Here is a 24,089-nt window from a genome sequence, read left to right as displayed (position 1 = left end):
GTAGCAATCGGCTGCAACCTGGTCTGCACGGGCAAGCTGCGGATTATCCGGCTCCCAGACTGGTCTCCAGCGCAATCAGCTCTGCAATCGATTGTCGTCGTCGAATCAGCCGATGGGCGTCGCGTTCGATCAGCACTTCGGGCAACAGTGGCCGGCTGTTGTAGTTGGATGACATGGATGCGCCGTATGCGCCGGTGTCGTGAAACAACAGATAGTCGCCTACTTGAGCCCCCGCCATCATACGCGGCTCAACGATCCCGCCCTCGCGCTGCGTAAACACGTCACCGGATTCACACAGTGGCCCGGCTACTACCGTAGGGCGAGCCTGCATCGCTTCGGGAGACATGCCGACGTGATGGATCACCGATATATGATGGTAGCTTCCATACATGGACGGCCGCATAAGATCATTGAAGCCGGCGTCAACCAGCACGAAATGATTGGCGCCACTGTCTTTTACGGCCCGCACCTCGGACAGCAAGGCGCCTGCCTCAGCGACCAGAAAACGCCCTGGCTCGATCTCAAGCCGAATCGGATGACCGAGATGTCGCTCCATATCTTTACGTGCCGCGTCCCACAAACCAAAATAATGATCGGTATCGACCGCCGAATCGTTCTCATGATAGGGAATGCAAAGACCGCCGCCCGCAGAAATTGCTTCGATGTCATGCCCAAGCTGCTCTACCAGTGCGGTCATGGTGGCGCACACCTGTTTTAGATGATCGTAATCGACTCCAGATCCGATATGCATGTGCAGCCCTACCAAGTGCAGGCCGTGTTTTTTAATCACCGCCAGCGCTTGCGGCAGATCGGTATGCCAAATGCCATGCTTGCTGTTTTCTCCGCCGGTATTGGTCTTGTTGCTGTGACCGTGACCGAAACCCGGATTGACGCGGAGCCAGACGCGATGGCCCGGGTTGGCCGTGCCAAGTTGTTCCAGCATATCGATTGAGCCGGCATTGACCTCAATCTCAAGTTCGGTTACCCGTGCCAGAGTATCGGCATCGATCACGTCTGCCGTAAATATCAATCCCGCCGGCGCCCCTTGCGGACTAAACCCGGCAATTAATGCCCGTTCAATTTCGCCCAAGGAAACCGCATCTACCGTCAGCCCCTGTTCACGCATTATTTGTAATATGTGAATATTCGAGCATGCTTTCTGCGCGAAGCGAATCACGTCGAAAGCTCGCAGTTTTTGTACCTGATTTTCAATGGTTTGGGAGTCATAGATCCATAACGGAGTGTCATAACAGCGAGCGAGTTCACGAATCATATCGGGAGAAATTGTATTCATGCGTAATTAACGGTTTAACGGTTCGAGCAAGGAATGGGATTTAATCATCCGCTAAAAAATCAATTCAATAAAATATCAATTTTTATGAAACCTATTCATTTATGATATGGCTTAATATTTTCCGGATTTTCTAACCATGCCCATTTCACTCAGGCACATCGAGGTGTTCCGAGCTGTAATGACCACAGGAAGCGTCACCGAGGCAGCGGCGCTGCTGCGGACCTCGCAACCGACCGTCAGCAGAGATCTCGCCCGTTTTGAATCACAGGTTCATATGAATTTGTTCGACCGCGTACGTGGTCGACTGCTACCAACGGCGCCAGCCATATTGTTATTTGAGGAAGTGAAACGCTCCTATTTGGGGCTGGAGCGTGTCATTAGTCTCGCCTCTTCGATACGGCAGTTCGAGCAGGGGCAGCTATCCATTATTTGTCTTCCTACATTTTCGCAGACGCTGCTGCCCGCGGCGTGCCGTCAATTTCTGCAGCGCTTCCCTGCGGTTAGTCTGAGCATCACGCCACAAGAATCTCCCCTGCTAGAGGAATGGCTGACATCACAACGACATGATCTCGGCCTGACAGAAACCGCCTCCACGCCGCAAGCTACCGGACGCTCGCTCTTGTTTTCCGAAGATATGGTTTGCGTCCTGCCGGAAGGGCATCCGCTGTTGGCCAAGACAAGGCTTATACCCAAGGATTTTTCAGGAGAGTCGTTCATCAACTTGTCTGTCTTTGACACTTATCGACAACAACTAGACAACGTTTTCTTACGTAACGGCGTAGATCGCCGCGTAACGATTGAAACGGCGAGTGCCGCATCCGTATGCGCAATGGTCAGGCAAGGTTTAGGGTTGGCTATCGTAAATCCTCTGACAGCGATGGAAGAGGCGGGACGCGGTCTTCATTTACGGCGGTTTTCTGAGTCGATACCGTTTATCGTGAGCCTCGTCAGGCCGGAACACAGGGCGTCCTCGGTACTTGTCGATGAATTCGAGGCCATCTTGCACAACCATTCTTTAACGCTGTCCACACATTTAAAGAGAGCGCTAAAACAAAAAGCTTAAACGGCTCCGCGCAGATCTATTCACCAACATCAAGCCTTAATCCCCGGTTTTAATCCCTGATATCGCGCAAGGGCGAAGTCTTCAGCAACCCGAAAGTCAGCAAGCTGCCGCCCGCCGCGATAGCAATCAGTCCGCTGCGCACGCCCAGATGCTCGGCAATCCAGCCGGCCGACAAAGCCCCCAGCGGCGCCGCCGCAACCGTCATGAAACGCATGGTCGACACCATGCGGCCGTGATAAGCGTCCGGCGTCAGTTTCAGCCGCAGCGCCAGGTAAGGCATGAAATACAGCATGGTGCTGCAATCGAATATGAACACCACCACGCCATAAGCCAGGGCGCTCAAGAGTGGCGAGCCAAGCAGATTGGCCGGAATCATCGCCAGCAACAGCCACGCCGCGCCGGTGCCGCCGAGGCCGATCAGGATCGTGCGGCCGCTGCCGAATTTTCTGGAGAGCGGCTTGAGCAGCATGGAGCTGGCCAGCACGCCCAAACCACCCAAGGTTTGCGCCGCGCCCAACACGCCCGGCGACATGCCTAGCTGATGGTTGGCGAACAGGATTTGCAAGGCCAGGTAGCCGTTGAACAATACCTGCCACAAGGCAGTGCCCCACGCCAGCGCCCACAGCACTTCGTGATTTCTGACCATCTTGATGCCGTCCAGCATCTCACGGAAGGGATGGCGATCGGACGGCGCCGGATAAGTATCCCGCTTACGCAGATAACGCAAATTCCACCACGACGCCATGAAACCGACCGCATTGACCAGCACCGCCACCGGCGCCGTCAGCAACTGCACCAGCATGCCGGCGATGCCGGGGCCGACCAGCCGCGCCATCGAATCGGTGGCGGCAAACTTGCTTTGCGCATCGAGTAAATGCTCGCGCCCGACCAGCTGCGCCAAGAAAACCTGGGCAGCGCTGCCGCCGATCACAAAGCCTATGCCCATCAGGAAGCCAACGGCGTACAGCACATGCATGGTCAGCAAACCCAGCCAGTAGCTCAGCGGGATTATCAGCAACACGACGCCAAACAGGAACTCCGACCACAACAGCACCGGATACTTGTTGCGCCGGTCCAGCCAGACGCCGGCCGGCAGGGAAAACAGCGCGAACGGCAAGGTCTGCAAGGCGATCAGGGTGCCCATCTGGGCCGGGGTCGCTTGCAATAGCAAGACGGCAGTAAGCGGTATCGCCAGGCTGCTGATCTGTTCGCCAAAGCTGGCAATGCAGGTGGTCAGCCAGAAGCGGCGGAAGTCGTGCTGGCGCAGCATCGGATCGGCCGACAATTTGCGCGTGAAAAATAGACGGAATGCAGTAGTAAAAATGATGGCAACTCTTTGAAAGCGGCAAGACTGGGTAAGTAAGCGCGGCGCGAACAGTTCCGGATAGGAACATTGACCAAATGATAGCAGTAATGCTGCTAGAATTTATCTGCCGCCGCAAATTAAATATGCGCTGTCGCCATAGCTAAAATGCGGCTTATGAAACTTCCTGGAATTAACTTTTTGCAGACCCGCCTGGTTGCAACAAAAGCATCATTGAAGATTATTTTTTCGGCCCTCAAGCAATTTGAGACGACTGGTCATATAATGGCGGAATGAATAAAATTCACATCCTCAGCGACACCCGCGCAACCCTGCTCGAAACCGGGCTCAAGCTATTCGCGGAGCAAGGCTACAACGGTACCGGCATCAAGGAAATCGTCGATGCCGCCGGCGTGCCCAAGGGTTCGTTTTACAACTACTTCAAGAGCAAGGAAGATTTCGGCGCGGAGGTCATCTCGCACTACGCCGCCGGTTTCGCGGAAAAATGGTCGGCTTGTTTAGGCGAAGGACCGCAGCAGCCGTTGGCCGCGTTGCAATACAGCTACGAACGGATCATCAGTTACCACGAACAATGCACAGTCAAATCCGGCTGCCTGCTGGGTAATTTCGCGGCAGAGATGTCGGAATCCAGCGAACTCTGCCGCCTTACGCTGCAACAAGTGGTCAACGGCTGGCATAAACGTTTCAGCGGCTATTTGCGCAAAGCCCAGGCCGACGGCTCGGTGCGTACCGACCTGAGCGCGGAGCAGTTGACCGATTTCTTCTGGAACGCATGGGAAGGCGCTTTGCTGCGCATGAAAATCGAGCGCTCGACGGCGCCGGTGCGCGCCTGCGTCAATTTGATGTTCAACCATTTTTTTCTGCCGTAATGCTTATTCGCCGCCGTGCGCCATCAGATTTTATGTTGCCGGCGGCGCAACCAGAAGCACATTTTTTAAACAATAACTCAAGACGACCGGTCATTTATTAACCTGTTTTGCCGTTTTTATCAGTAGCGAATATCAGCAACAAGTATCAGCAGCAAGTCAAACCACCACTCGCTTAACCGCGATTTATCCACAAAGGAATGCATATGAGCCGCAACCAAGAACCTCGCACCGAAGACAGCCTGTTCCAACCAGTCCGCATCGGCGACATCGAATTGTCCAACCGGATCGTGATGGCGCCCTTGACCCGCAATCGCGCCGGCGAAGGCAACGTCCCTAATGAGCTGAACCTGAAATATTACGCCCAGCGTGCAACAGCCGGTCTGATCGTTACCGAAGCGACCCAGGTGTCCGCCCAGGCCCAGGGCTATGCCAATACACCTGGCCTGCATACGCCGGAGCAAGTCGCCGCCTGGAAGAAAATCACCGATGTCGTGCATGAAAAAGGCGGCCGCATCGTGGTGCAAATCTGGCATACCGGCCGCATGTCGCACGTATCGTTCCAGCCGGACCGTAAAGCGCCGGTAGCGCCGTCGGCGATCCGCGCCGAAGCTAAGACCTTTGTGGTCGGCGAAGGTTTTGTCGACACTTCGGTGCCGCGCGAACTGGCGTTGGCCGATATTCCTGGCGTGGTCGACGATTTCCGCCAGACTGCGAGACGCGCCCTGGAAGCCGGTTTTGACGGCATTGAAATCCACGGCGCGCACGGTTATCTGCTCGACAGTTTCCTGCGCGAGGGCGCCAACCATCGCAGCGACAACTACGGCGGCAGCATAGAAAACCGCGCCCGGCTGCTGCTGGAAGTGGTGGCTGCGACCGCCGCTGAAATCGGCGGCGGCCGGGTCGGCGTGCGCCTGTCGCCGGTATCGCCGGTCAACGATTCGAGGGAAAGCCAGCCGCAGCCGCTGTTCAACTACGTGGTGGAGCAGCTCAACCAGTTCGGCCTGGCCTATCTGCACGTGGTCGAAGGCCACACCGGCGGCCCGCGCGATAACGCACCGTTCGATTACGAAGCACTGCATCAGCGCTTTGACGGCGCCTGGCTGGTGAACAACGGCTACGACCGTATCATGGCGCGCGAGGCCATCGCCAGCGGCCATGCCGATCTGGTCTCTTTCGGCCGCGCCTTCATCACCAACCCGGATCTGGTCTATCGCTTGCAGCACAACCTGCCGCTGAATACGCCGTTTGAAGATGCGCCGCTGTATGGCGGTGTCGGCGAACATGGTTATACCGATTATCCGGCGCTGAACCAAGCCGAAGCGTAATCACGCAACCGCTGCGGCGCGGCTAAACGCCGCGCTGCCAGCGATTCACAAGGAAGCAATCCATATGCCATATGTAAACATCCAGATCACCAAGGGCGCCAGCCGGGAACAAAAGGCGCAGCTAGTCAAGGATGTCACCGACTCGCTGGTGCGCGTGCTCGGCAAAAAGCCGGAGCACACGCATATCGTGATTCAAGAGATCAATGAGGAAGATTGGGGTTTTGCTGGTTTGTTGACCGACGATTGGAAGAAGCTGGGCAACTGATTTCAGGAAAATCGGCGCTAGCGAGAAGCGGATCTGCCGCTCAGACTCGCTTCTCGCTCCGGCTTGCCGCCGGCCATCATGCCGCGCGCCCGCACTCCCAACACACTGTTAACAGGCCCTAATGTGGCGCAGGTTTTTCGCTCCCATACGTGATCGCGAGATATTCCCCAATTTGCTTGACCTGATCATCGCTCAGGGGCGCACCGTACGCGTGCTGCATTTTCGCTACTTCCGCCGTCCATTGCGTCAGGCTCATCTTGCCGGGCTGCTGGTTGATGTAGTCTACAGAATGGCAGATCGCGCACATCTGCGTGGCAATCACGTACCCCGGATGCGTGGAAGGCTTGAGCTGCGCCGTTTCTTGCGGCAACGTGATACTCACAGGCGCTGCCGATGCGCCAGCCAACATCCCTGCGGCGCTAAACAGCATGCCAGCAACCGTCGTTTTTACGTATTTCATGGCGGTCTCCTAAGCGACGCTGATTTTCGTGGTTTCGATCACATTGCGCGCATAGCCCGCCGGATTCCAGGTCGCCTCCAGCGGTTGGATTTCGCCGCTCTGCGCGGTCGCCCTCACCATCAGCTGCAACTCGCCCTTGCGCGACGGCGTCATGCCGAAGCGCCATTCGCGGAAAGAATATTTGCCGAGATCCCTGCCCAGCGCCGCGCTCTTCCAGATCTGGCCGCCGTCTTCCGAAATATCCACGGCCTTGATGCCGCTGCCGCCATCGAATGCGATGCCCTTGAGCTCCACCCGACGCCCAGCCTGCACTACCGAGCCGTCATGCAGGCTGGTAATAAATGAACGCGTCTTCAAGCGTGAAATCGGCCGTGTTTTACCCGGCGCCGTACCCGCTGCCACGCACATGCAGTCATTGTCGGGAACCCGATATGCGGTCGCCATGAAAAAGCCGTCATAAACATGATCCAGCACCTCGATCTGGCTCAGATGCTTGACCCAATATGTGCCGAAATAACCGGGCACGATCAATTTGATCGGATAGCCGTTCAAGAAAGGAATATCGGTTCCGTTCATGGACCAGGCGATGATTGGCTCGCCACTGAGGGCGTGATCGATATCGAGCGCCTTGATGAATTCCGGCGTGCTCGGCAACACTGGCTGGTCCAGGCCCTTGAAGCTCACCTGTTTGGCGTCAGCCAGTATGCCTGCATGTTCCAGCACGGCCTTCAACGGCACCCCAATCCAGCGAGCGTTTCCCATCGAGCCGTTGCCGAGCTGCGCGCCGAATACGCGCGGCGTCGAAAAAGCGCGGCTGTTGCCGGAACACTGATTGATCGCCACCACTTCGACCGCCGGCGCAATCGACTTGAGTTCGGCCAGCGACAGCGACAGTTCGCGCTTAACCCGGCCGCTGATCATTAAGCGATAGGACTCGGCGTCAATCGAGGTCGGAATATTGGCCAGGTGGTAGCGCACGAAAAATGCGTCGTTCGCGGTAATCGGTCCTTCGTTGAATACGCTGAAAGGCGTTTCAAGATGCGGCGGCCGCGTCGTGATTCGCATCAGCGGCCGTTTTTGCGGATAGGCGATCAGGTCACGCTCGCCGTTTTCCACCGGTATGCTAACGGTGGCAGCCGCTACGCCACGCAGCGGCGCAAGCGCCAGCGAGCTTGCAGCAAGCCCGGCATGCTGCAAAAATTTACGACGACTGGATATGATATTGCCTTCATCGTATTTCATGGTGATCTCCTGTGATACCGACATTGTTCTCATTGCGAGGGCTGACATGCCATCGGAAATTACGGCGGCGCACCCGGCCCAACTCGTTTTTCATCATGTAGCATGAGTGGCAATAACTTTAGTACGATAGCGCCTAGCGGTAAAGCGAATTGCAAAGCTAACATCTACCTGCGCAATAGGTAGATCGGATCAAAAAAATAATTCTGGAGAAAAAAATGCCCTCATCACATGCCGGCTTCCATTGGGACGATCCGCTCTTGCTGGAACAGCAACTCAGCGGCGAAGAGCGCATGGTGCGCGACAGCGCCGCCGCTTACGCCCGTGACAAACTGGCGCCGCGGGTGCTGATGTCGTTCCGTAATGAACAAACCGATGTCGAGATTTTCCGCGAAATGGGTGCGCTCGGCATGCTCGGCGCCACCATCCCGGAAGAGTACGGCGGCGCAGGCCTGAATTACGTCAGCTACGGCTTGATCGCGCGCGAAATCGAACGCATCGATTCCGGTTACCGCTCCATGGTGAGCGTGCAAAGCTCGCTGGTGATGCTGCCGATTTCCGAATTCGGCAATCCAGCCACCAGGCAAAAATACTTGCCGAAACTGGCCAGCGGCGAATTGATCGGCTGCTTCGGTTTGACCGAACCGAATCACGGTTCCGATCCCGGCGGCATGGAAACCCGGGCGCGCAAGGTCGATGGCGGCTATGCGATTTCCGGCGCCAAGATGTGGATCACCAACAGTCCGATCGCCGATGTGTTCGTGGTCTGGGCCAAGGACGATGACGGCGCCATCCGCGGCTTCGTGCTTGAAAAAGGCTGGCAAGGTTTGTCGGCCCCGGTGATTCACGGCAAAGTCGGCTTGCGCACCTCGATCACCGGCGAAATCGTGATGGATCAGGTGTTCTGCCCCGAGGAAAACGCCTTCCCCGACGTGCGCGGCTTGAAAGGCCCGTTTACCTGCCTCAATTCGGCGCGCTACGGCATCGCCTGGGGCGCGCTCGGCGCCGCCGAATCGTGCTGGCACACGGCGCGCCAATACACGCTGGACCGCAAGCAGTTCGGTCGGCCGCTGGCCGCCAATCAGCTGGTGCAAGTGAAACTGGTCGACATGCAAACCGAGATCACGCTGGCGCTGCAAGGCTGCCTGCGGCTCGGCCGCATGAAAGACGAAGGCACGGCTGCGGTCGAAATCACCTCCATCATGAAACGCAATTCCTGCGGCAAGGCGCTAGCCATTGCCCGCGTTGCGCGCGACATGTTGGGCGGCAACGGCATTTCCGACGAGTTCGGCGTGATCCGCCATCTGGTCAATCTGGAAGTGGTGAATACCTACGAAGGAACGCATGATGTGCATGCCTTGATTCTAGGCCGGGCGCAAACCGGCATCGCTGCTTTTGCCAATTGAAGCGATGCACAGAACTATATCGCCACGGATATTGGGTATGGCGCGATTTCGATCGGCCGTTTCAACTCGCCGCCTGCATTGCAAATCACTGCTTCACCCCCTATGATCTGATCGTCTTTCCTATATCGTGGCCAGCAGAACTCATCCAGAGGCAAGCAAACATGAAAACCATACTGACGCTATTCACGGCAGCACTACTGACATCCGCAGCGCCCTGCTTCGCTGCAGACCAGCAAGCCGAGCTCATCAGGCAAGCCACCGGTGCGGCCACTACATGGATGACGCTGACCGACGCCGGCAAGTACGGCGAGAGCTGGGAGCGTGCAGGCACATTCTTTAAGACCGGCATCGCAAAAAGCACCTGGGAAACCGGCGTCCGCTCATTGAGAGCGCCGCTTGGCGCGGTCAAGGCGCGCGAACTCAAAAGCACGGAATATGCAACCACTCTGCCCGGTGCGCCCGACGGTGAGTATGTGGTGATCCAATACGAGACGCAATTCGAAAATAAGAAATCGGCGGTTGAAACGGTGACGCCTATGCGCGAAAAGGACGGTAGCTGGAAAGTTTCAGGCTATTTCATTCGCTGATGAAAATCAGAAATGGCAACAACGAGGCGCGGGAAGAATAGACGAGGGAAATGCCAGAAGAAATGCGGATCAACAGCGTCGCGATCTTAGCGGCCTGGTGTAACCCCAGGATCCGAAAGCCACCTTGTGAGGGCCTCGAAATCTCTTAATACAGGGCGCCTTGTGGGCAAATCTGGAACATAACCAGAAATCATTTTCTCAAATATCAGAATAGATCTGCTTGAGCTTTCATTGAACTGTTGTTCAATTTAAAATTCGGTAACGCTATCACCGTTGACAAACCCGGCAACGTCTTCAGTGCAGACAGTGTCACAAGAATGGAATATCATGTCCACTCACAAATTCGTATGTGCCATAGCTGTTTGTTATAGACGTTTGTTATATACATTTTCATAGCCAGTTTTATAGCCGCCTACTACAACTTGATTCGCACGCGAGACAGCACTCTGCATTGATATAAAACCATGATCCGTTTCAGACAAATCGAGGCTTTCCGTTCACTGATGATTTCCGGCACCAGTGTCTCGGCCGCCCGCCGCATGCATGTGACACAGCCGGCAATCAGCCGGTTGATTGCCGATTTAGAGGCAGACCTCGGTTTCCGTCTGTTCAACCGCGCCAAAGGCCGGCTGGAACCAACCAATGCCGGGGTACGTTTTTACAAGGCAGTGGAAGAAAATTTCCTGGGACTGGAGCGGCTGATGCAAGTGGCCGGCAACATTCGCCACGAAGCGCCGGAAGGCCTCTCCATTGCCTGCTTGCCGGTGCTGTCCACCACGTTGCTGCCTGAGGTGCTGCAACGCTTCTTTAAACAGCACCCCGATGTCTCGGTCAAGATCGACAGTTGCACCGTGCCCGAGATCCTGGTCAGCCTGCAAGACCTCAAGGTCGACATGGCGCTGAGCCTGGCGTTTCCGCCGTTCGCCGGCATTGAAGTGGAGCCGCTCATGGAAGCCACCGTGTTGTGTGCGATGCTGGCGGCCCATCCCTTGGCACAAAAGGAAATAATCCTGCCGGAAGATCTTGACGGCGAAAACGTGATCGGCTGGATGCCCAACAGCGCGCAATCCTACGACCGCGAGCTGTCGACCCTGAAATCGGCCGCGATCCGCCCTAACTACACAATCCAGACGCACACCTCGCACACCCGCTACGCCATGGTTGCCAATGGTTTCGGGGTTGCTATCGTGGAGCCGTTTGCGGCCAAGATCTGGCGCCCGCACGGCGTTGTCACCCGGCCCTTCAAAGCCGACATCAATTACAAATACGTACTCGCCTACCCAAGCGGCGGCATCCGTTCAGAGTTGGGCCACGACCTGCGCGAAGCCGCTTTGCATGTGGCAAAAAACTATAGCTTCGGCTTGTAGGGCCGATTAGCTGGCGGGCAGGACGATGGTTGCCACCAGGCCGCCATCCGTATGGTTGTGCAGCCGTAATTCACCGCCATGCGCTTGCACGATATTGCGCGCGATGCCCAAGCCCAATCCCATGCCGCCGGCATTCTGGTCGCGGCCATGCTCCAGCCGGGTGTACGGATCGAACAGGCTATGCAAGGCTTCTTCGGGTACGCCCGGACCATGATCGCGAATCCGGATCTGGATCTCCTTGCCAGAGTCACCTGCTATCGCAGTCACCGCGATCTCGACTTTTTCACCGTAGTGCAAGGCGTTGTCAAACAGGTTGCCGATGGCGCGCTTGAGCGCCAGCGGCTTGGCCATCACGGTTAGTCCCGATTCGCTGAACGCCACCTCGTGCCCTGCCATGCGGGCATCCCGTATCATGCGCAAAATCAGCGCATCGAGCCGCACTTCGGTGCGGTTTTCATGGATATCGCTATCCTTGACCGATTGCAAAGCGCCCTTCACCATCATGTCGAGCTCATCCAGATCTTCATGGAACTCACTGCGCAGCTGCTCATCGTCGAGCAACTCGCTGCGCAGTTTCAAACGCGTGATGGGCGTGCGCAAATCATGCGAGATGGAGACAAACAAACGCTCGCGATCATCCAGATAGCGCTTGATGCGTTCGCGCATGGCCCGGAAAGCGCGGGCGGTCTTGATAAACTCGCGGCTGCCGGTTTCCGGCAATTCAGGCGCGGCCTCGCCTTTGCCGAAGGCTTCGGCGGCGTCCGACAGCGCCGCCAGCGGCCGCGTGGTCCAGCGCACCACCAGAATCGATAAGAGCAGCACGGTGGCCAGCGACAAACCCTGCAACAGCAGGCGTTGCGGCGACAGCGGGTTATCGCTATCGAGAAAATAAGGGTTGGGCATAAGCGCCGCCAGGTATAGCCAGTTGCCGGGTTCGAGCTCGGTCTGGATCACTAGCACCGGCGCCGGATTCGGCTTGATCAGCAGCGTGTGCTGGACCCAGCTGTCCGGTAAATCCGCGACTTGCAAACCTTGCGGCGACACCATCAGATCCTCTGGCCAGGCAAACGCCAGGCGGAATCCGGGTAGAAAAGGCAGATCGGTTTTCAGCGTCGCGCCGATATCGGCCAGCGCCATGTTGGCCAAAGGATTATCGGCAATCTTGTGAATCGTCACCGGGCCGTCGTTGGTATTCACAAAAAACCGGGTGCCGCCCATTTCACGCAATTGCTGGATCAGGATCGGCCGGTAATTTGCCGGCAAGCTCATGAAGAAACGGATCGCGCTGGCCGCGCTGTGCGCCAAGTGCTGGGCCGCTGTCTTGGTTTCGATTTCAGCCTTGCTGCGCAATTGCGCCGACCAGATCAAACCGCCCGCCAGCTGAGTCACCAGCACGCCGAACACCATGACCACCGACAGCCGGCCCAGCAGCGTATGCGGCAACAGCCAGGACAGCAGCTGGTTATACCAGGCCGACCAGCTACGCTCAGGCATGGACTCAGGTCTGCAGTCAGATTTGAGAAACGGCCACATCGGCAGAGAATACATAACCGGCGCCGCGCACCGTTTTGATCAGATGCGGATCTTTGCCGCCATCGTTCAGGCGCAGGCGCAGTTTGCTGATCTGCACATCCAGCGAACGGTCCAGCGGGCCGACGTCGCGGCCGCGGGTTTCTTCACATAGCACGCCGCGATCGAGCACATCGCCCGGGTGTTCGACAAAGTATTTCAGCAATTGATAATCGAGGCCGGTGAGCGCCACCAGTTGACCGTCCGGATCGCTCAGGGTGCGCTCTACCGTATCCAGCGTGAAACCGACAAAGCGGTAGTAGCGCGGCGCTACCGCGCTGTCTATGCCGCTGCGGCGATGGATGGCTTTGATGCGCGCCAGCAGTTCACGCGGGCTGTAGGGCTTGGCGATATAGTCGTCGGCGCCAAGCTCAAGGCCGACCACGCGGTCGGTCTCGTCGGAACTGGCGGTGAGCATGATGATCGGCACGTTGGAACGGCGGCGCACCGTTTTGCACAAGGCAAAGCCATCTGTATCCGGCAGCATCACGTCCAGGATCACCAACGACAACTCGTCCGCGTAGCGTTGAAATTCCGCCAGAAACGCTTCGCCGTTATGCGCCAGGCGCACTTCATATTGATTCTTTTCCAGATAAGCTTTTAAGAGAGTCCTGGTTTTCTGGTCGTCATCGACGATCAATATCTTGCGCATTATTCCTGCTTTCCTGTTTTCGACAAGGACCGGGCAATGCTCACCAGCCTGCGCTGGATATCGCTCTCGCTCATCTTGTCATCCACAAAATAACGATGTACTTCGGCCACGATGGCGTCTTTCGCGGTTTCGTCGGCGGCCATCCGATGCACCAGGCTTGGCGCTTGAAATGCACTGCCTTTGCTGAACGCGCTCCATGAGGAACGCGCGCAACTATCCATTTTCGATAATGCCGGAGAGCGCCACACCGAGATCGCACCCTTGGCCTGATTGTAAGCGCTTTGCACGGGCTGCGACATGATCAGCTGCGCCAGCTTTTCCTGCGCCGTCTGATGTGAATAGTCGCCGGCGAACATGGCCAGAGTGTCGACGCTGTACAAATGATAGTCGGCGGTGCCAGGCACTGCGACACAAGAAAATTCCTGGTCGGTAGTCAAACCCCAGGCCAGCAACTCGCCCTTGGCCCAATCGCCCATCACGAACATGGCGGCGTCGCCATCGGCCAGTTGACGCGTCATTTCCGGCCACGGCCGCTCCCTGACCGGCTGCGCCATCCACGCCTTGAGCGTCCGCAAGCGTTGCAAGGCATGCGTCATGCGGGTATCGCCGAATGCGCCCGGGTTCAAATCGACAAACAAAGAACGGTAATAAGCCGGGCCGCTTTCGGCCAGCACCAGCGTTTCAAACAAGGTGGCGACTTGCCACGCTTCGCTGCTTTGCGCCAGCGGCGTGACGCCGGCATGTTTGAGTTTCTCTGCCACGCGCTCGAATTCGGCCCAGGTCTTGGGCGCCGTCAAACCGAGCCGGTCGAAGATCTTTTTGTTATAGAACAGATTATTGATGCGATGGATGCCCAGCGGCGCCGCCACCACATGGCCGCGGTTATGCACCAGCGACCACACCGTGGGAAACAGCAGTTTTTGCCAGCCGCCCGGGGTGGCGACATCGTCCAGCTCCAGCAGCAGACCGAGATCGGCCCACTCGCCGAATACGATTCCATTCAGCTGGGTGGCCTCGGGCGCTTTGCCGGCCAACACCATGCTCTTGAGCACCTTGCTGGCGCCCAGACCGGCGCCGCCGGGAATCGCCGCATCGCGCCATTGGATATTTTCTTCGGCAAGTTTACTGGCCAGCACATCGACCGCCTTGCGCTCGCCGGCCGAGGTCCACCAGTGCACCACTTGCAAGGCTGCGGCAGGCTGATTTGGATTTGGAGCCGACGCCACAGTGGCGGCGCCGGCGATGCCAATCGCGTATTTCAATAGGCAGCCAAGTGCGAATAGTACGATCCAACTACGCGATCCTGTCAGCCAGGCTTGCGTGCCTCCCCTGTTATTCACGTGTCGCTTATCAATCATCGTGCGCCTTGTTGATATTTTTATAAACACTTGTTCCGTCTCCCACATCGCGTGTGACTATAGCGCAAGTCCGGTATGCGACGTTAGCAACGTTAGCGCTCTTCTCGTTTTGTAAAGAAACGTAAATATTCGTAATTTTATCTATACTGACTGAGGCTGCACGTCGTCGTGCAATCACCATTTTTGCCCAGTGACACTGGTAATTATTTATTGGCCGCACTGTAAAGATATGTAATCAGCAAAAATCAAAAAACTCACATTTTTCCAATAAAATCAAAACCTTAAGCAAATCGCACAGACGTTTTACAAGGAAGATGGCAACACAATTTTTATGGTGCTAATGTCTGTGCGCGGCGGTTTGATAGGCATCAAGCTCTACAGAGAGCCGCGCTGGTCCGATAAAAAAATCAAGCAACAAAAACCCAACAGGAGACTTTGATGCAAACCATCAACCGAATTCGCACCATCCGCAATGCCGTACTGATCGCCCTGGCGACCTTCGGCACGGCGCAAGCCGGCACGCTGACCATTGAAAGCTGGCGGGTCGATGACAAGACCTTATGGGAAACCGTGCTGATTCCGGCCTTCCAGAAAAAGAATCCGGGGATTGAAGTCAAATTCGCCCCTACCGCTCCTACCGAATACGACTCCAGCCTGACCGCGCGCCTGGCCGGCGGCACCGCTGGCGACCTGATCGCCTGCCGTCCTTTCGATGTTTCGCTGTCTTTGTACAAGAAGGGCAATCTGGAAAAACTGGATGGCAAACCAGGCATGGAACACTTCCCTGCTTCCGCCAAGACCGCTTGGCAGACCGATGACGGCAAGGACACTTTCTGCATGCCGATCGCATCGGTGATGCACGGCTTCCTGTACAACCAGAAAATCTTCAAAGAACTGAACCTGCAACCGCCAAAAACCGAAGCGGAATTCTTCAAGGTGCTGGACACCGTCAAGAGCAGCGGCAAATACACGCCGCTGGCGCTGGGCACCGCAGACCAATGGGAATCCAGCCAGGTGGTGTTTACCGGCATCGGACCGAACTACTGGAAGGGTGAAGAAGGCCGCAAAGCGCTGATCGCCGGCAAGGAGAAATTCACCGACCCGAACTTCGTCAACGCCTTTGAATACGAGGCAAAACTGGGCAAATACCTGTCCAAGGGCGCCAGCTCGCAAACCTACGGCGACAGCCAGAACCAGTTCGCTCTCGGCAAGGCAGCGATCTATCCGACCGGCTCCTGGGATATCGCCTATTTCAACACCAACGCCAAATTCGAAATGGGCGCCTTCCCGCCGCCAGTGCCGAAAGCCGGCGACAAATGCTATATCTCCGATCACAACGACATCGGCATGGGCGTCAACAAGAAATCCAAGAACAAGGAAGACGCATACAAGTTCCTGGCCTGGCTCGGCTCGCAGGAATTTGCCGACATCTACACCAATAAAGTCACCGGCTTCTTCTCGCTGTCGGATCACTTGATCTCGGTCAAGGACCCGGTTGCCAAGCAGATGATCGACTGGCGCAAATCCTGCTCATCGACGATTCGCCTCAACGCGCAAATCCTCAACCGCGGCGAGCCGAGCATGGAGAACCAGTTGTGGAACGTGAACGCCCAGGTGCTCAACGGCAAACTGGCGCCGAAGGAAGCTGCGGCGCAAATCCAGACTGGTTTTGCCAAGTGGTACAAACCGCAACAATAAATAGCACAAGTAGCACATTAAACACTGCTGTCAGCCAGGCGGGGAAGAGTTTAAGATTGACTCTGCCCCCGTGCATCAGGCAAGCCTGGCAAACACCGTAGCAGCCAAGGCTTGCCACTCACTGGGCAAGCCCGTGGCCAGCGGCACTGAAGTCAAAACATAAGCCGCTGTCACGTTCGTCTTCCATGGTCCGCGGCGGGGCCAGGATGAACAGCACGATCTCCCCGTGCCTTCCATCCTGCCCGCGGCAACCTCGCATTCTATGCAATCACCGAAAACACGAATGAATCTTCAAAAAAAGACATTCCCCTGGCACATCGTGATATTCCTGGCGCCGGCGGTCATCATCTATTCCATGTTCAGCGCGCTGCCTTTGCTGGATACCCTGCGCCTGGGCTTTTATACCAGCAACGACGCCGGCGTCCACAGCTTCGTCGGCCTCGCCAACTACCACACCATCCTGTTCGATTCGGACTGGTCCAAGGCTTTCTGGAACGCCATGTTGAATAACGTGAAATTTTTCGCGATTCACATGCTGCTGCAAAATCCGATCGGCCTGCTGCTCGCCACCCTGTTCAGCCTCAAGGGCCTGCGCGGCGCACGCACCTACCGCACCCTGATTTTCCTGCCGACCCTGCTGTCGGTGGTGATCATCGGCTTTATCTGGCAACTGATCCTGTCGCCGCTGTGGGGCGTCGGCGAGGGCTTGATGACGCATGTCGGCCTGGGCGACTATTTTGCGCCATGGCTGGGGCAGGAAAGCACCGCGCTGCTGACGCTGGGCCTGATATCGGTCTGGCAATATGTCGGCATTCCGATGATGCTGATCTATGCCGCCCTGCTGGCGGTGCCGGAAGAAGTGCTGGAAGCGGCGTATGCCGAAGGCGCCAGTTCGTTCCGGATTTTCTGGCAGATCAAGCTGCCGCTGATTCTGCCGACGCTGGGTCTGGTGACGATCCTGACCTTTGTCGCCAACTTCAACGCCTTCGACCTGATCTATTCGGTCAAGGGCGCACTGGCCGGCCCTAATTACACCACCGACATCCTGGGCACTTTTTTCTATCGCACCTTCTTCGGCTACCAGGCGCAGATCGGCAGCCCGACCATGGGCGCAGCGGTAGCCACCCTGATGTTCCTGGTGATTCTGCTCGGCGTCGCCAGCTATTTCTATTTCGTGCAGCGCAAGCTGACACGCTACGAACTGTAACGAGGACAGCCATGACATCCATTTCCTCGCTCTCTTCGGCCGCGGCTTCCACCTCGGCGCCGCTGGTGCGCCCTAGCCGGCTTGCCAATCTTGGCCGCATCTGGGTGCACGTCGTGCTGTGCGCCTATGCCGTAATTGCGCTGTTTCCGATCGCCCTGATCCTGATCAATTCGATCAAATCGCGCGATGCGATTTTCGACAATCCGCTGGCGTTTCCAACGCCTGACTCGTTCTCGCTGATCGGCTTTGAAAAGGTCTTGCACAACACCAATTTCATGCTGTACTTCGGCAACAGCCTGCTAGTCACGCTTGGCTCCTTGCTATTGATCGTGCTGTTCGGCGCCATGGCCGGCTGGGCCTTGTCGGAATACAAATTCCGCGGCAACCGCCTGATGGCGCTGTACCTGGCGCTGGGCATCATGATTCCGATCCGGCTTGGCACCGTCTCCATCCTGCAACTGGTGGTCAGCCTGGATCTGATCAACACCCGCAGCGCACTGATCCTGGTGTACACCGCGCAAGGCTTGCCGCTGGCGGTGATGATCCTGTCCGAATTCATCCGCCAGATTCCCAAGGAATTGAAAGATGCGGCGCGCTGCGACGGCGTCGGCGAATTCAAGATCTTCTTCCAGATCATCCTGCCGCTGATCCGCCCGGCGATTGCCACGGTGGCCGTTTTCACCATGATCCCGGCCTGGAACGATTTGTGGTTCCCGCTGATCCTGGCGCCCTCGGATGAAACCAAGACCGTCACCCTCGGCGTGCAGCAATTCATCGGCCAGTATGTGACCGACTGGAATTCGGTATTGGCGGCGCTGTCGCTGGCGGTGATTCCGATCCTGATCATGTACGTCATATTCTCCCGGCAATTGATCCGCGGCCTGACTTCCGGCGCGGTTAAGTAAAAATGCGTAAAAATCAAGTAAAACAGCGAGACATACCATGGCAAACGTAAGCGTTAAGCAATGCACCAAGTCGTACGACGGCAAGCAGAACGTGCTGGCCGATCTGAATCTGGAAATCAAGGATGGCGAATTCGTGGTGCTGGTCGGCCCCTCCGGCTGCGGTAAATCGACTCTGCTGCGCATGTTGTGCGGCCTGGAATCGATCACCAGCGGCGAGCTGTCGATCGGCGACCAGGTAGTCAACCATTTGCCGCCGGCTGAACGCGGCATTGCGATGGTGTTCCAGAGCTATGCCCTGTATCCGCACATGACCGTGTACAAGAACATGGCCTTCGGCCTGAAGATCGCCGGCGCCGACAAGGCCGCGATCGACCAGCGCATCCGCCACGCCGCCGGCATCTTGAAAATCGATCACCTGCTGGACCGCTTGCCGCGCGAGCTGTCCGGCGGCCAGCGCCAGCGTGTCGCCATCGGCCGCGCCATCGTGCGCAAGCCGAAACTGTTCCTGTTTGACGAGCCGCTATCCAACCTGGACGCCGCATTGCGGGTCCAGACCCGGCTCGAAATCGCCAAACTGCATAAACAGCTGGAAGCCACCATCGTCTACGTCACCCACGACCAGGTCGAAGCCATGACCCTGGGCGACAAGATCGTGGTGATGAACGACGGTTATATCCAGCAAGCCGGCTCGCCGCTGGAGCTGTATCAACGTCCGCAAAACCTGTTCGTGGCGACTTTCATCGGCTCGCCGAAAATGAACCTGTTCAAGGGCGCGATAGCAGCAGTCGAAGCTAACCACCTCAAAATCAAGCTCAGCAGCGGCCAGGAAATCCGCGCCGACGTTGCCGCCGGCAGCGCCACGGCCGGCGACGCCGTGACAGTCGGGCTGCGGCCTGAACATATTCTGGAAAACGCGCATAGTGGAGAGGTATTCAGCGGCAAGGTCAGCATCGTCGAGCATCTGGGCGAAGCCAACTTTATCTACGTCACGCTGCAGGATGGCCAGGATCTGCTGGTGCGCGGCGACGGCAATAATCCGGTGCATATCGGCGATAGCGTCACCCTGTCGGCGCCCAGCAACGCTTTCCACGTGTTCGACGCCAAAGGACTGGCGCTGGCAAGGCTGAAACCGGGAAATATGATTTCATCCAAACAATATAATTAGATACACTATGCGCCTTGAAAAAGGCGTGGGAGTTGAGTTGAAAACAGCGTATGAGTATCTGATCGGCGTCGACGGCGGCGGCACTAAAACCCACATCCGGGTCGAGCGCCCGGATGGCAGCCATGTCGCCGACGGCAGCAGCGGACCGTCGGCGCTGATGCATGGCACCAGCAAGGCCTGGTGCGCTATCGTCACGGCGCTCGACAATGCATTCCAGACCGCCGGCATCAACCGCCCGCCGTATCAGGCGATTGCCGCCGGCTGCGGCTTGTCCGGCATCAACAACCCGCTATGGGCGGCGCAATTTACCGAGCAGAACCCAGGCTTCGGCGCCCTGGCGATCGGCACCGACGCCTTCACCACCTTGCTCGGCGCCCATCTGGGCCAGGCCGGCGTCGTGGTGGCGATCGGCACCGGCAGCGTCGGCGAAGTCTTGCGCAGCGACGGCAGCCGCAGCGAGGTTGGCGGCTGGGGCTTCATGACCGGCGACGAAGCCAGCGGCGGCTGGATCGGCTTGCGCGCCGCCAACCATGTGGAACGGGTGCTCGATGGCCGTCTCGCGGCAGGGCCGCTGGCCAGCGCCATCGTCCGTTTCTGCGGCGGCGGCGACAGCTTCAGCGCCAGCCAAAACCGTGAGCGCGTGCTGGCCTGGGTCACCAGCGCCAATCAAAGCATCTTTGCGCAACTGGCGCCGCTGGTAGTGGCGCACGCCGGGCAGGACGAGGCGGCGCTTGCCATCTTGCGCAAGGCCGGCCAGGAAATCGCCCAGATCGCCGGCGCGCTCGATCCTTCGCAACAATTACCGATCGCTCTGTGCGGCGGCCTGGCCGGCCCGTTGCAAGCCTATTTGCCGGAACCGTTAAAATCACGCGCGATTGCGCCGCGCGCCGACGCCGCAATCGGCGCACTGCTGCTGCTGCGCCGGCAGCTCGCGGCAGAGCCTGCAGGAGCCCACCATGAGCAGCAGCATGAGTAATAACATGAGTAACAGCACAACCCAATTGCATGGCAATGTATTGACTAGCGACGGCTGGATCGTCGGCAGTATCAACTTCAGCGACATGATCACCGATATCAGCGGCGAGGCAAGGGAACAGGCGCCAGACACCGGCGATTATATTTTGCCCGGCTTCATCGATTTGCACGTCCACGGCGGCGGCGGCAAGGACATCATGGAAGCCGGCGATGCGGTGCATGTGGTCTCGCGCCTGCACGCACAGCACGGCACTACCAGCATGCTGGCCACCACCATGACCGCGCCGGCGGAAGAACTGGAAGCGGCGCTGAGCGCCATCGGCCGTGCTTGCCGCGGCCGCCGCGCAGGCGGTGCGCGAGTGCTGGGAGCACATCTGGAAGGCCCGTATATCAATCCCGGCAAGCTCGGTGCGCAACCGGATTTTGCGATTGCCGCGACCCTGGAACAAGTCGACTGGCTGCGCAGTTTTGCGCCATTGAAACTGATCACCATCGCACCGGAAATCAATGGCCACATGGCGCTGGTGAAAACCTTGTCGCAACTCGGCATGCGGGTTCAGATCGGCCATACCCTCGGCACTTATGAAGATGGCGTGGCGGCCCTGAAAAACGGCGCAGCCGGATTTACTCACCTGTTCAACGCCATGAGTTCATTTCATCACCGCCAGCCGGGCATGGCCGGCGCCGCCCTGGCCCATGCCGAATATGCCGAACTGATTCCGGATCTGCTGCATGTCCATCCGGGCGCCATCAAGACCGCGCTGCGTGCGATCCCGCGCCTGTATTGCGTTACCGATTCCACCGCCGCCTCCGGCATGCCGGACGGCGAATACATGCTGGGCCGCCAGGTGGTGCATAAATGCCTGGGCGGCGTGCGCCTGGGCGACGGCACCCTGGCCGGCAGCACCCTGACCATGGATCAAGCCTTGCGCAACCTGGTGTCGCTGGGACTGGACCTGGCCGAAGCATCGCTGCGCGTCTCCACTTATCCCGCCGACTATCTCGGCATGCAAGAGCGCGGCCGCCTCAAGGCAGGCTGTTTCGCCGACATTCTGGTGCTGGATCGCCAGCTCAAACTCAAAGCCGTCTATGTAGAAGGAGAAAGAATTGACCTCGTTGATGCTTAAAGAGGCCCGCTCGGCAGCAGAATATATCGCCTTGCAGCTCAGCCAGGAGCGCGACCGTTACGCAGAACTGGGGCAACGCCTGCGGGCCACGCCACCGTCGACCATTCTGACGGTGGCGCGCGGCAGTTCCGACCATGCCGCCAATTATTGCGCCTATCTGATCATGGCGCGCCTGGGCCGCATCGTCGCCTCGCTGCCGCTATCGCTGGTAACGCTGAACAAAGCCCCCCTGCAGGCACGCGATGCACTCGCCATCGCCATTTCACAGTCGGGCCAAAGCCCTGACGTGATCGAACCTATCCGTTATTTCCGTGACAGCGGCGCCACCACGGTTGCCTTGGTCAACGATGCCGCGTCGCCGCTGGCGGCCAGCGCCGAATGGACTTTGCCCTTGCACGCCGGCGCCGAACTCAGCGTGGCAGCCACCAAGAGCTTCATCGCCAGCCTGGTGGCCGCCGCCAGGCTCACCGCGCACTGGCAAGACGACGCCGCCTTCCTGGCCGCCATCGACGCCTTGCCGCAGGCACTGACAGCGGCTACTCAGCTGGACTGGACGCCCGCCATCGAAGCGCTGGCGCCCTCTTCGCACATCATGGTGGTCGGGCGCGGCATCAGTTTGCCGCTGGCGCTGGAATCGGCGCTGAAATTCAAGGAAACCTCGGCGATCCAGGCCGAAGCCTTCAGCGGCGCTGAAATCAAGCATGGCCCGATGGCCTTGATCGACGAAGGTTATCCGCTGCTGATCTTTGCCACACGCGGACCGACCCAGGCCGGCCTGCTCAAACTAGCAGAGGAAATGCGCGGCCGCGGCGCCAAGGTATTGCTGGCGGCGCCGGACGATGTCAGCGGGCGCGACCTGACGCTGCCGGTTGCCGCCACGCCGGATCTCGATCCCATCGTAGCGATCCAGGCCTTCTATGTGATGGCGGCGCAACTGGCAGTGGCGCGCGGCATGGACCCTGATCAGCCGCGGCATTTGAGCAAAGTGACCAAGACCGAGTAACTCGTTCTATCTTCCGAGTGGATGCAATATCTCGGATAAACTAAGAGGCTTTCGCAACGCTATCGGAAGCCAGATGCAAAATATCCAGCCAGTAGAACTCGCCAAAGCCTATCGCCTGCTCAATCACGGCCCCACTACCATCGTCACCAGCGCCCACGCCGGCGTCAGCAATGTGATGGCGGCGGCGTGGGCGATGCCGCTGGATTTCGAGCCGCCCAAAGTCTTGCTGGTAATCGATAGCAGCACCTTGACCCGCGAACTGGTGGAAGCATCCAGCGAGTTCGCCTTGAATATTCCGACACGGGCGCTGGCTGAAACCACGCTGGCGGTAGGATCGAGTTCGGGACGCGACGGCGATAAATTTTCCGCCCTCGGTATCGCCACATTCCCATCGCAGAAAATTGCCGCGCCGCTGATGTCGGGCTGCCTGGCCTGGCTCGAATGCAAGGTTATTCCAGAGTTGCACACGCAGCAGCACTACGATCTGTTTATCGCCGAGGTAGTCGCCGCCTGGGCCGATGCAGCGGCGTTTTCGGCAGGCCGCTGGCATTTCCCGGCCGACGATCAGCGCTCATTGCATTACCTGTCCGGCGGTGCCTTCTTTGCCACCGGCGAGGCGTTCAATGTCGAATTGAAGCGCTAACGAAGTGCTGGATCGGCATAACATTGCCGGACAAATATTTCCAGACAGATCCGCCTCTATCGACGCGGATTTTTAAGCTTGCCCGAACCTGTTAATGCCTGATTGATATTTGCTTAATCTGACCTAGCATTCAGTTCAGCGTGCGTGTTTACACGCTATAACGCGCTGCTCAAACGATCGTGCAAGAGGAACAGTCAAGACCAAATCGCTGGCGAGGCGGCGCTTCACAGATGATGAAGGAGGATTCCCATGAAATTCATAACGACGTTCTCTTGGAAACCTGACCCGAAGACCCGCGAGGAAGGTATTGCTCGCTTCAAAAAAACCGGCGGACTGCCGCCAGACGGGGTCACCTTGCTGGGGCGCTGGACCAGCGTCGATTTAAGCGGCGGCTTTGATTTGATCGAGAGTGACGATCCCAAGGCCATCGCCGAGTTTGCATTGATGTGGAGCGACCTGATGGAATTGAAGACGGTCCCTGTTCTTGAAGATGAAGCGCTGGGCGCGGTATTGCAGCGCATCGGCAATTAAAGACAGTGTTGGCAGTGTTCAACCTGGCGCAAGCGCCCGTCAACAGGACGGGCGCTT

23 protein-coding genes are annotated in these 24,089 nt (G+C 57.9%); 16 read left to right on the top strand and 7 right to left on the bottom strand.

Annotation, left to right across the window (positions count from 1 at the left end; all coding sequences use genetic code 11):
- Positions 1–43: 43 nt before the first annotated feature.
- Positions 44–1,294: a diaminopimelate decarboxylase gene (lysA, locus tag KHU33_RS16105; RefSeq protein ID WP_211464720.1), complete on the bottom strand. Its 1,251-nt coding sequence runs from the start codon at positions 1,292–1,294 to the stop codon at positions 44–46.
- 136 nt (positions 1,295–1,430) lie between these two features.
- Between lysA and KHU33_RS16100 the strand changes: the two genes are divergently transcribed.
- Complete coding sequence (locus KHU33_RS16100; protein WP_211464718.1) at positions 1,431–2,357, top strand: LysR family transcriptional regulator; 927 nt, start codon at positions 1,431–1,433, stop codon at positions 2,355–2,357.
- A 49-nt stretch (positions 2,358–2,406) separates the two neighbouring features.
- Here the strand turns inward: KHU33_RS16100 and KHU33_RS16095 are convergent, their stop codons facing one another.
- Complete coding sequence (locus KHU33_RS16095) at positions 2,407–3,642, bottom strand: MFS transporter (RefSeq protein WP_230414314.1); 1,236 nt, start codon at positions 3,640–3,642, stop codon at positions 2,407–2,409.
- Positions 3,643–3,953: 311 nt separating this feature from the next.
- Here KHU33_RS16095 and KHU33_RS16090 point away from each other — a divergent pair, with 311 nt between their 5' ends.
- The 3 genes from KHU33_RS16090 (at position 3,954) to KHU33_RS16080 (ending at position 6,140) form a co-directional block, all read left to right on the top strand.
- Positions 3,954–4,550, top strand: a complete 597-nt coding sequence (locus tag KHU33_RS16090) for a TetR/AcrR family transcriptional regulator (protein ID WP_211464716.1) — start codon at positions 3,954–3,956, stop codon at positions 4,548–4,550.
- A 203-nt stretch (positions 4,551–4,753) separates the two neighbouring features.
- The gene (locus KHU33_RS16085; protein WP_407928288.1) at positions 4,754–5,875 is read left to right on the top strand and encodes an alkene reductase; all 1,122 of its coding nucleotides are present in this window, start codon (positions 4,754–4,756) and stop codon (positions 5,873–5,875) included.
- A gap of 64 nt (positions 5,876–5,939) precedes the next feature.
- Positions 5,940–6,140, top strand: a complete 201-nt coding sequence (locus tag KHU33_RS16080) for a tautomerase family protein (protein ID WP_211464713.1) — start codon at positions 5,940–5,942, stop codon at positions 6,138–6,140.
- Positions 6,141–6,258: 118 nt separating this feature from the next.
- Here the strand turns inward: KHU33_RS16080 and sorB are convergent, their stop codons facing one another.
- Positions 6,259–6,600, bottom strand: a complete 342-nt coding sequence (gene sorB / locus KHU33_RS16075; RefSeq protein WP_211464711.1) for a SorB family sulfite dehydrogenase c-type cytochrome subunit — start codon at positions 6,598–6,600, stop codon at positions 6,259–6,261.
- Between the two features lie 9 nt (positions 6,601–6,609).
- Positions 6,610–7,842 carry a SorA family sulfite dehydrogenase catalytic subunit gene (gene sorA, locus KHU33_RS16070; RefSeq protein ID WP_211464709.1) on the bottom strand — a complete coding sequence of 411 codons (1,233 nt, stop codon included), beginning with the start codon at positions 7,840–7,842 and terminating at the stop codon, positions 6,610–6,612.
- Positions 7,843–8,057: 215 nt separating this feature from the next.
- Here sorA and KHU33_RS16065 point away from each other — a divergent pair, with 215 nt between their 5' ends.
- The 3 genes from KHU33_RS16065 to KHU33_RS16055 all read left to right on the top strand — a co-directional run bounded on the left by KHU33_RS16065 (position 8,058) and on the right by KHU33_RS16055 (position 11,199).
- The gene (locus tag KHU33_RS16065) at positions 8,058–9,245 is read left to right on the top strand and encodes an acyl-CoA dehydrogenase (RefSeq protein WP_211464707.1); all 1,188 of its coding nucleotides are present in this window, start codon (positions 8,058–8,060) and stop codon (positions 9,243–9,245) included.
- Positions 9,246–9,406: 161 nt separating this feature from the next.
- Positions 9,407–9,832: a DUF4019 domain-containing protein gene (locus tag KHU33_RS16060; RefSeq protein WP_211464705.1), complete on the top strand. Its 426-nt coding sequence runs from the start codon at positions 9,407–9,409 to the stop codon at positions 9,830–9,832.
- 464 nt (positions 9,833–10,296) lie between these two features.
- Positions 10,297–11,199 carry a LysR substrate-binding domain-containing protein gene (locus KHU33_RS16055; RefSeq protein WP_211464703.1) on the top strand — a complete coding sequence of 301 codons (903 nt, stop codon included), beginning with the start codon at positions 10,297–10,299 and terminating at the stop codon, positions 11,197–11,199.
- Positions 11,200–11,205: 6 nt separating this feature from the next.
- Here the strand turns inward: KHU33_RS16055 and KHU33_RS16050 are convergent, their stop codons facing one another.
- From KHU33_RS16050 to KHU33_RS16040, 3 genes are read right to left on the bottom strand one after another with little or no spacing between them, the layout of a single operon-like run.
- Positions 11,206–12,693, bottom strand: coding sequence for an ATP-binding protein (locus KHU33_RS16050; RefSeq protein WP_211464701.1), 1,488 nt, complete (start codon positions 12,691–12,693; stop codon positions 11,206–11,208).
- A 16-nt stretch (positions 12,694–12,709) separates the two neighbouring features.
- Positions 12,710–13,423 (bottom strand): response regulator transcription factor, encoded by a 714-nt coding sequence (locus tag KHU33_RS16045; protein WP_329956070.1) that lies wholly within the window; start codon positions 13,421–13,423, stop codon positions 12,710–12,712.
- Positions 13,420–14,682 carry an ABC transporter substrate-binding protein gene (locus KHU33_RS16040; RefSeq protein ID WP_230414313.1) on the bottom strand — a complete coding sequence of 421 codons (1,263 nt, stop codon included), beginning with the start codon at positions 14,680–14,682 and terminating at the stop codon, positions 13,420–13,422. Before KHU33_RS16040 ends, KHU33_RS16045 begins: the two co-directional genes overlap by 4 nt.
- A gap of 534 nt (positions 14,683–15,216) precedes the next feature.
- On the opposite strand from KHU33_RS16040, the gene KHU33_RS16035 reads away from it, so the two are divergent.
- From KHU33_RS16035 to KHU33_RS15995, 9 genes are all read left to right on the top strand, one after another.
- A complete protein-coding gene (locus tag KHU33_RS16035; RefSeq protein WP_211464695.1) occupies positions 15,217–16,476 on the top strand; it encodes an ABC transporter substrate-binding protein in 1,260 nt (419 codons plus the stop codon).
- A 283-nt stretch (positions 16,477–16,759) separates the two neighbouring features.
- On the top strand, positions 16,760–17,683 hold the full coding sequence (locus KHU33_RS16030; RefSeq protein ID WP_211464693.1) for a carbohydrate ABC transporter permease: 924 nt from the start codon (positions 16,760–16,762) through the stop codon (positions 17,681–17,683).
- A gap of 11 nt (positions 17,684–17,694) precedes the next feature.
- Positions 17,695–18,588 (top strand): carbohydrate ABC transporter permease, encoded by an 894-nt coding sequence (locus KHU33_RS16025; protein ID WP_211464691.1) that lies wholly within the window; start codon positions 17,695–17,697, stop codon positions 18,586–18,588.
- A gap of 37 nt (positions 18,589–18,625) precedes the next feature.
- On the top strand, positions 18,626–19,753 hold the full coding sequence (locus KHU33_RS16020; protein WP_211464689.1) for an ABC transporter ATP-binding protein: 1,128 nt from the start codon (positions 18,626–18,628) through the stop codon (positions 19,751–19,753).
- A 7-nt stretch (positions 19,754–19,760) separates the two neighbouring features.
- Positions 19,761–20,729, top strand: coding sequence for a BadF/BadG/BcrA/BcrD ATPase family protein (locus KHU33_RS16015; RefSeq protein ID WP_211464687.1), 969 nt, complete (start codon positions 19,761–19,763; stop codon positions 20,727–20,729).
- Between the two features lie 4 nt (positions 20,730–20,733).
- Positions 20,734–21,855, top strand: a complete 1,122-nt coding sequence (nagA, locus tag KHU33_RS16010) for an N-acetylglucosamine-6-phosphate deacetylase (protein ID WP_211464685.1) — start codon at positions 20,734–20,736, stop codon at positions 21,853–21,855.
- A complete protein-coding gene (locus KHU33_RS16005) occupies positions 21,836–22,858 on the top strand; it encodes an SIS domain-containing protein (RefSeq protein WP_230414312.1) in 1,023 nt (340 codons plus the stop codon). Before nagA ends, KHU33_RS16005 begins: the two co-directional genes overlap by 20 nt.
- Before the next feature lie 73 nt (positions 22,859–22,931).
- On the top strand, positions 22,932–23,501 hold the full coding sequence (locus tag KHU33_RS16000) for a flavin reductase family protein (RefSeq protein WP_211464683.1): 570 nt from the start codon (positions 22,932–22,934) through the stop codon (positions 23,499–23,501).
- Between the two features lie 249 nt (positions 23,502–23,750).
- Entirely contained in the window at positions 23,751–24,032 is a 282-nt protein-coding gene (locus KHU33_RS15995; protein ID WP_211464681.1) for a DUF3303 domain-containing protein, read from the top strand.
- The last annotated feature ends 57 nt before the right edge of the window (positions 24,033–24,089 follow it).

Origin of the sequence: Collimonas silvisoli, assembly GCF_018305005.1 — a bacterium.
GTDB classification, from domain to species: Bacteria; Pseudomonadota; Gammaproteobacteria; order Burkholderiales; family Burkholderiaceae_D; genus Collimonas; species Collimonas silvisoli.
Note: the sequence above shows the minus strand (reverse complement) of the source record. Positions and strands in the feature narration are given on the sequence as shown.

What these genes read in the sequence shown, in the direction of transcription:
- lysA (WP_211464720.1), bottom strand. Translation starts at nt 1,294, where the DNA reads ATGAATACAATTTCTCCCGATATGATTCGTGAACTCGCTCGCTGTTAT.
- KHU33_RS16100 (WP_211464718.1), top strand. Translation starts at nt 1,431, where the DNA reads ATGCCCATTTCACTCAGGCACATCGAGGTGTTCCGAGCTGTAATGACC.
- KHU33_RS16090 (WP_211464716.1), top strand. Translation starts at nt 3,954, where the DNA reads ATGAATAAAATTCACATCCTCAGCGACACCCGCGCAACCCTGCTCGAA.
- KHU33_RS16085 (WP_407928288.1), top strand. Translation starts at nt 4,754, where the DNA reads ATGAGCCGCAACCAAGAACCTCGCACCGAAGACAGCCTGTTCCAACCA.
- KHU33_RS16080 (WP_211464713.1), top strand. Translation starts at nt 5,940, where the DNA reads ATGCCATATGTAAACATCCAGATCACCAAGGGCGCCAGCCGGGAACAA.
- sorB (WP_211464711.1), bottom strand. Translation starts at nt 6,600, where the DNA reads ATGAAATACGTAAAAACGACGGTTGCTGGCATGCTGTTTAGCGCCGCA.
- sorA (WP_211464709.1), bottom strand. Translation starts at nt 7,842, where the DNA reads ATGAAATACGATGAAGGCAATATCATATCCAGTCGTCGTAAATTTTTG.
- KHU33_RS16065 (WP_211464707.1), top strand. Translation starts at nt 8,058, where the DNA reads ATGCCCTCATCACATGCCGGCTTCCATTGGGACGATCCGCTCTTGCTG.
- KHU33_RS16060 (WP_211464705.1), top strand. Translation starts at nt 9,407, where the DNA reads ATGAAAACCATACTGACGCTATTCACGGCAGCACTACTGACATCCGCA.
- KHU33_RS16055 (WP_211464703.1), top strand. Translation starts at nt 10,297, where the DNA reads ATGATCCGTTTCAGACAAATCGAGGCTTTCCGTTCACTGATGATTTCC.
- KHU33_RS16050 (WP_211464701.1), bottom strand. Translation starts at nt 12,693, where the DNA reads ATGCCTGAGCGTAGCTGGTCGGCCTGGTATAACCAGCTGCTGTCCTGG.
- KHU33_RS16035 (WP_211464695.1), top strand. Translation starts at nt 15,217, where the DNA reads ATGCAAACCATCAACCGAATTCGCACCATCCGCAATGCCGTACTGATC.
- KHU33_RS16030 (WP_211464693.1), top strand. Translation starts at nt 16,760, where the DNA reads ATGAATCTTCAAAAAAAGACATTCCCCTGGCACATCGTGATATTCCTG.
- KHU33_RS16025 (WP_211464691.1), top strand. Translation starts at nt 17,695, where the DNA reads ATGACATCCATTTCCTCGCTCTCTTCGGCCGCGGCTTCCACCTCGGCG.
- KHU33_RS16020 (WP_211464689.1), top strand. Translation starts at nt 18,626, where the DNA reads ATGGCAAACGTAAGCGTTAAGCAATGCACCAAGTCGTACGACGGCAAG.
- KHU33_RS16015 (WP_211464687.1), top strand. Translation starts at nt 19,761, where the DNA reads ATGCGCCTTGAAAAAGGCGTGGGAGTTGAGTTGAAAACAGCGTATGAG.
- nagA (WP_211464685.1), top strand. Translation starts at nt 20,734, where the DNA reads ATGAGTAACAGCACAACCCAATTGCATGGCAATGTATTGACTAGCGAC.
- KHU33_RS16000 (WP_211464683.1), top strand. Translation starts at nt 22,932, where the DNA reads ATGCAAAATATCCAGCCAGTAGAACTCGCCAAAGCCTATCGCCTGCTC.
- KHU33_RS15995 (WP_211464681.1), top strand. Translation starts at nt 23,751, where the DNA reads ATGAAATTCATAACGACGTTCTCTTGGAAACCTGACCCGAAGACCCGC.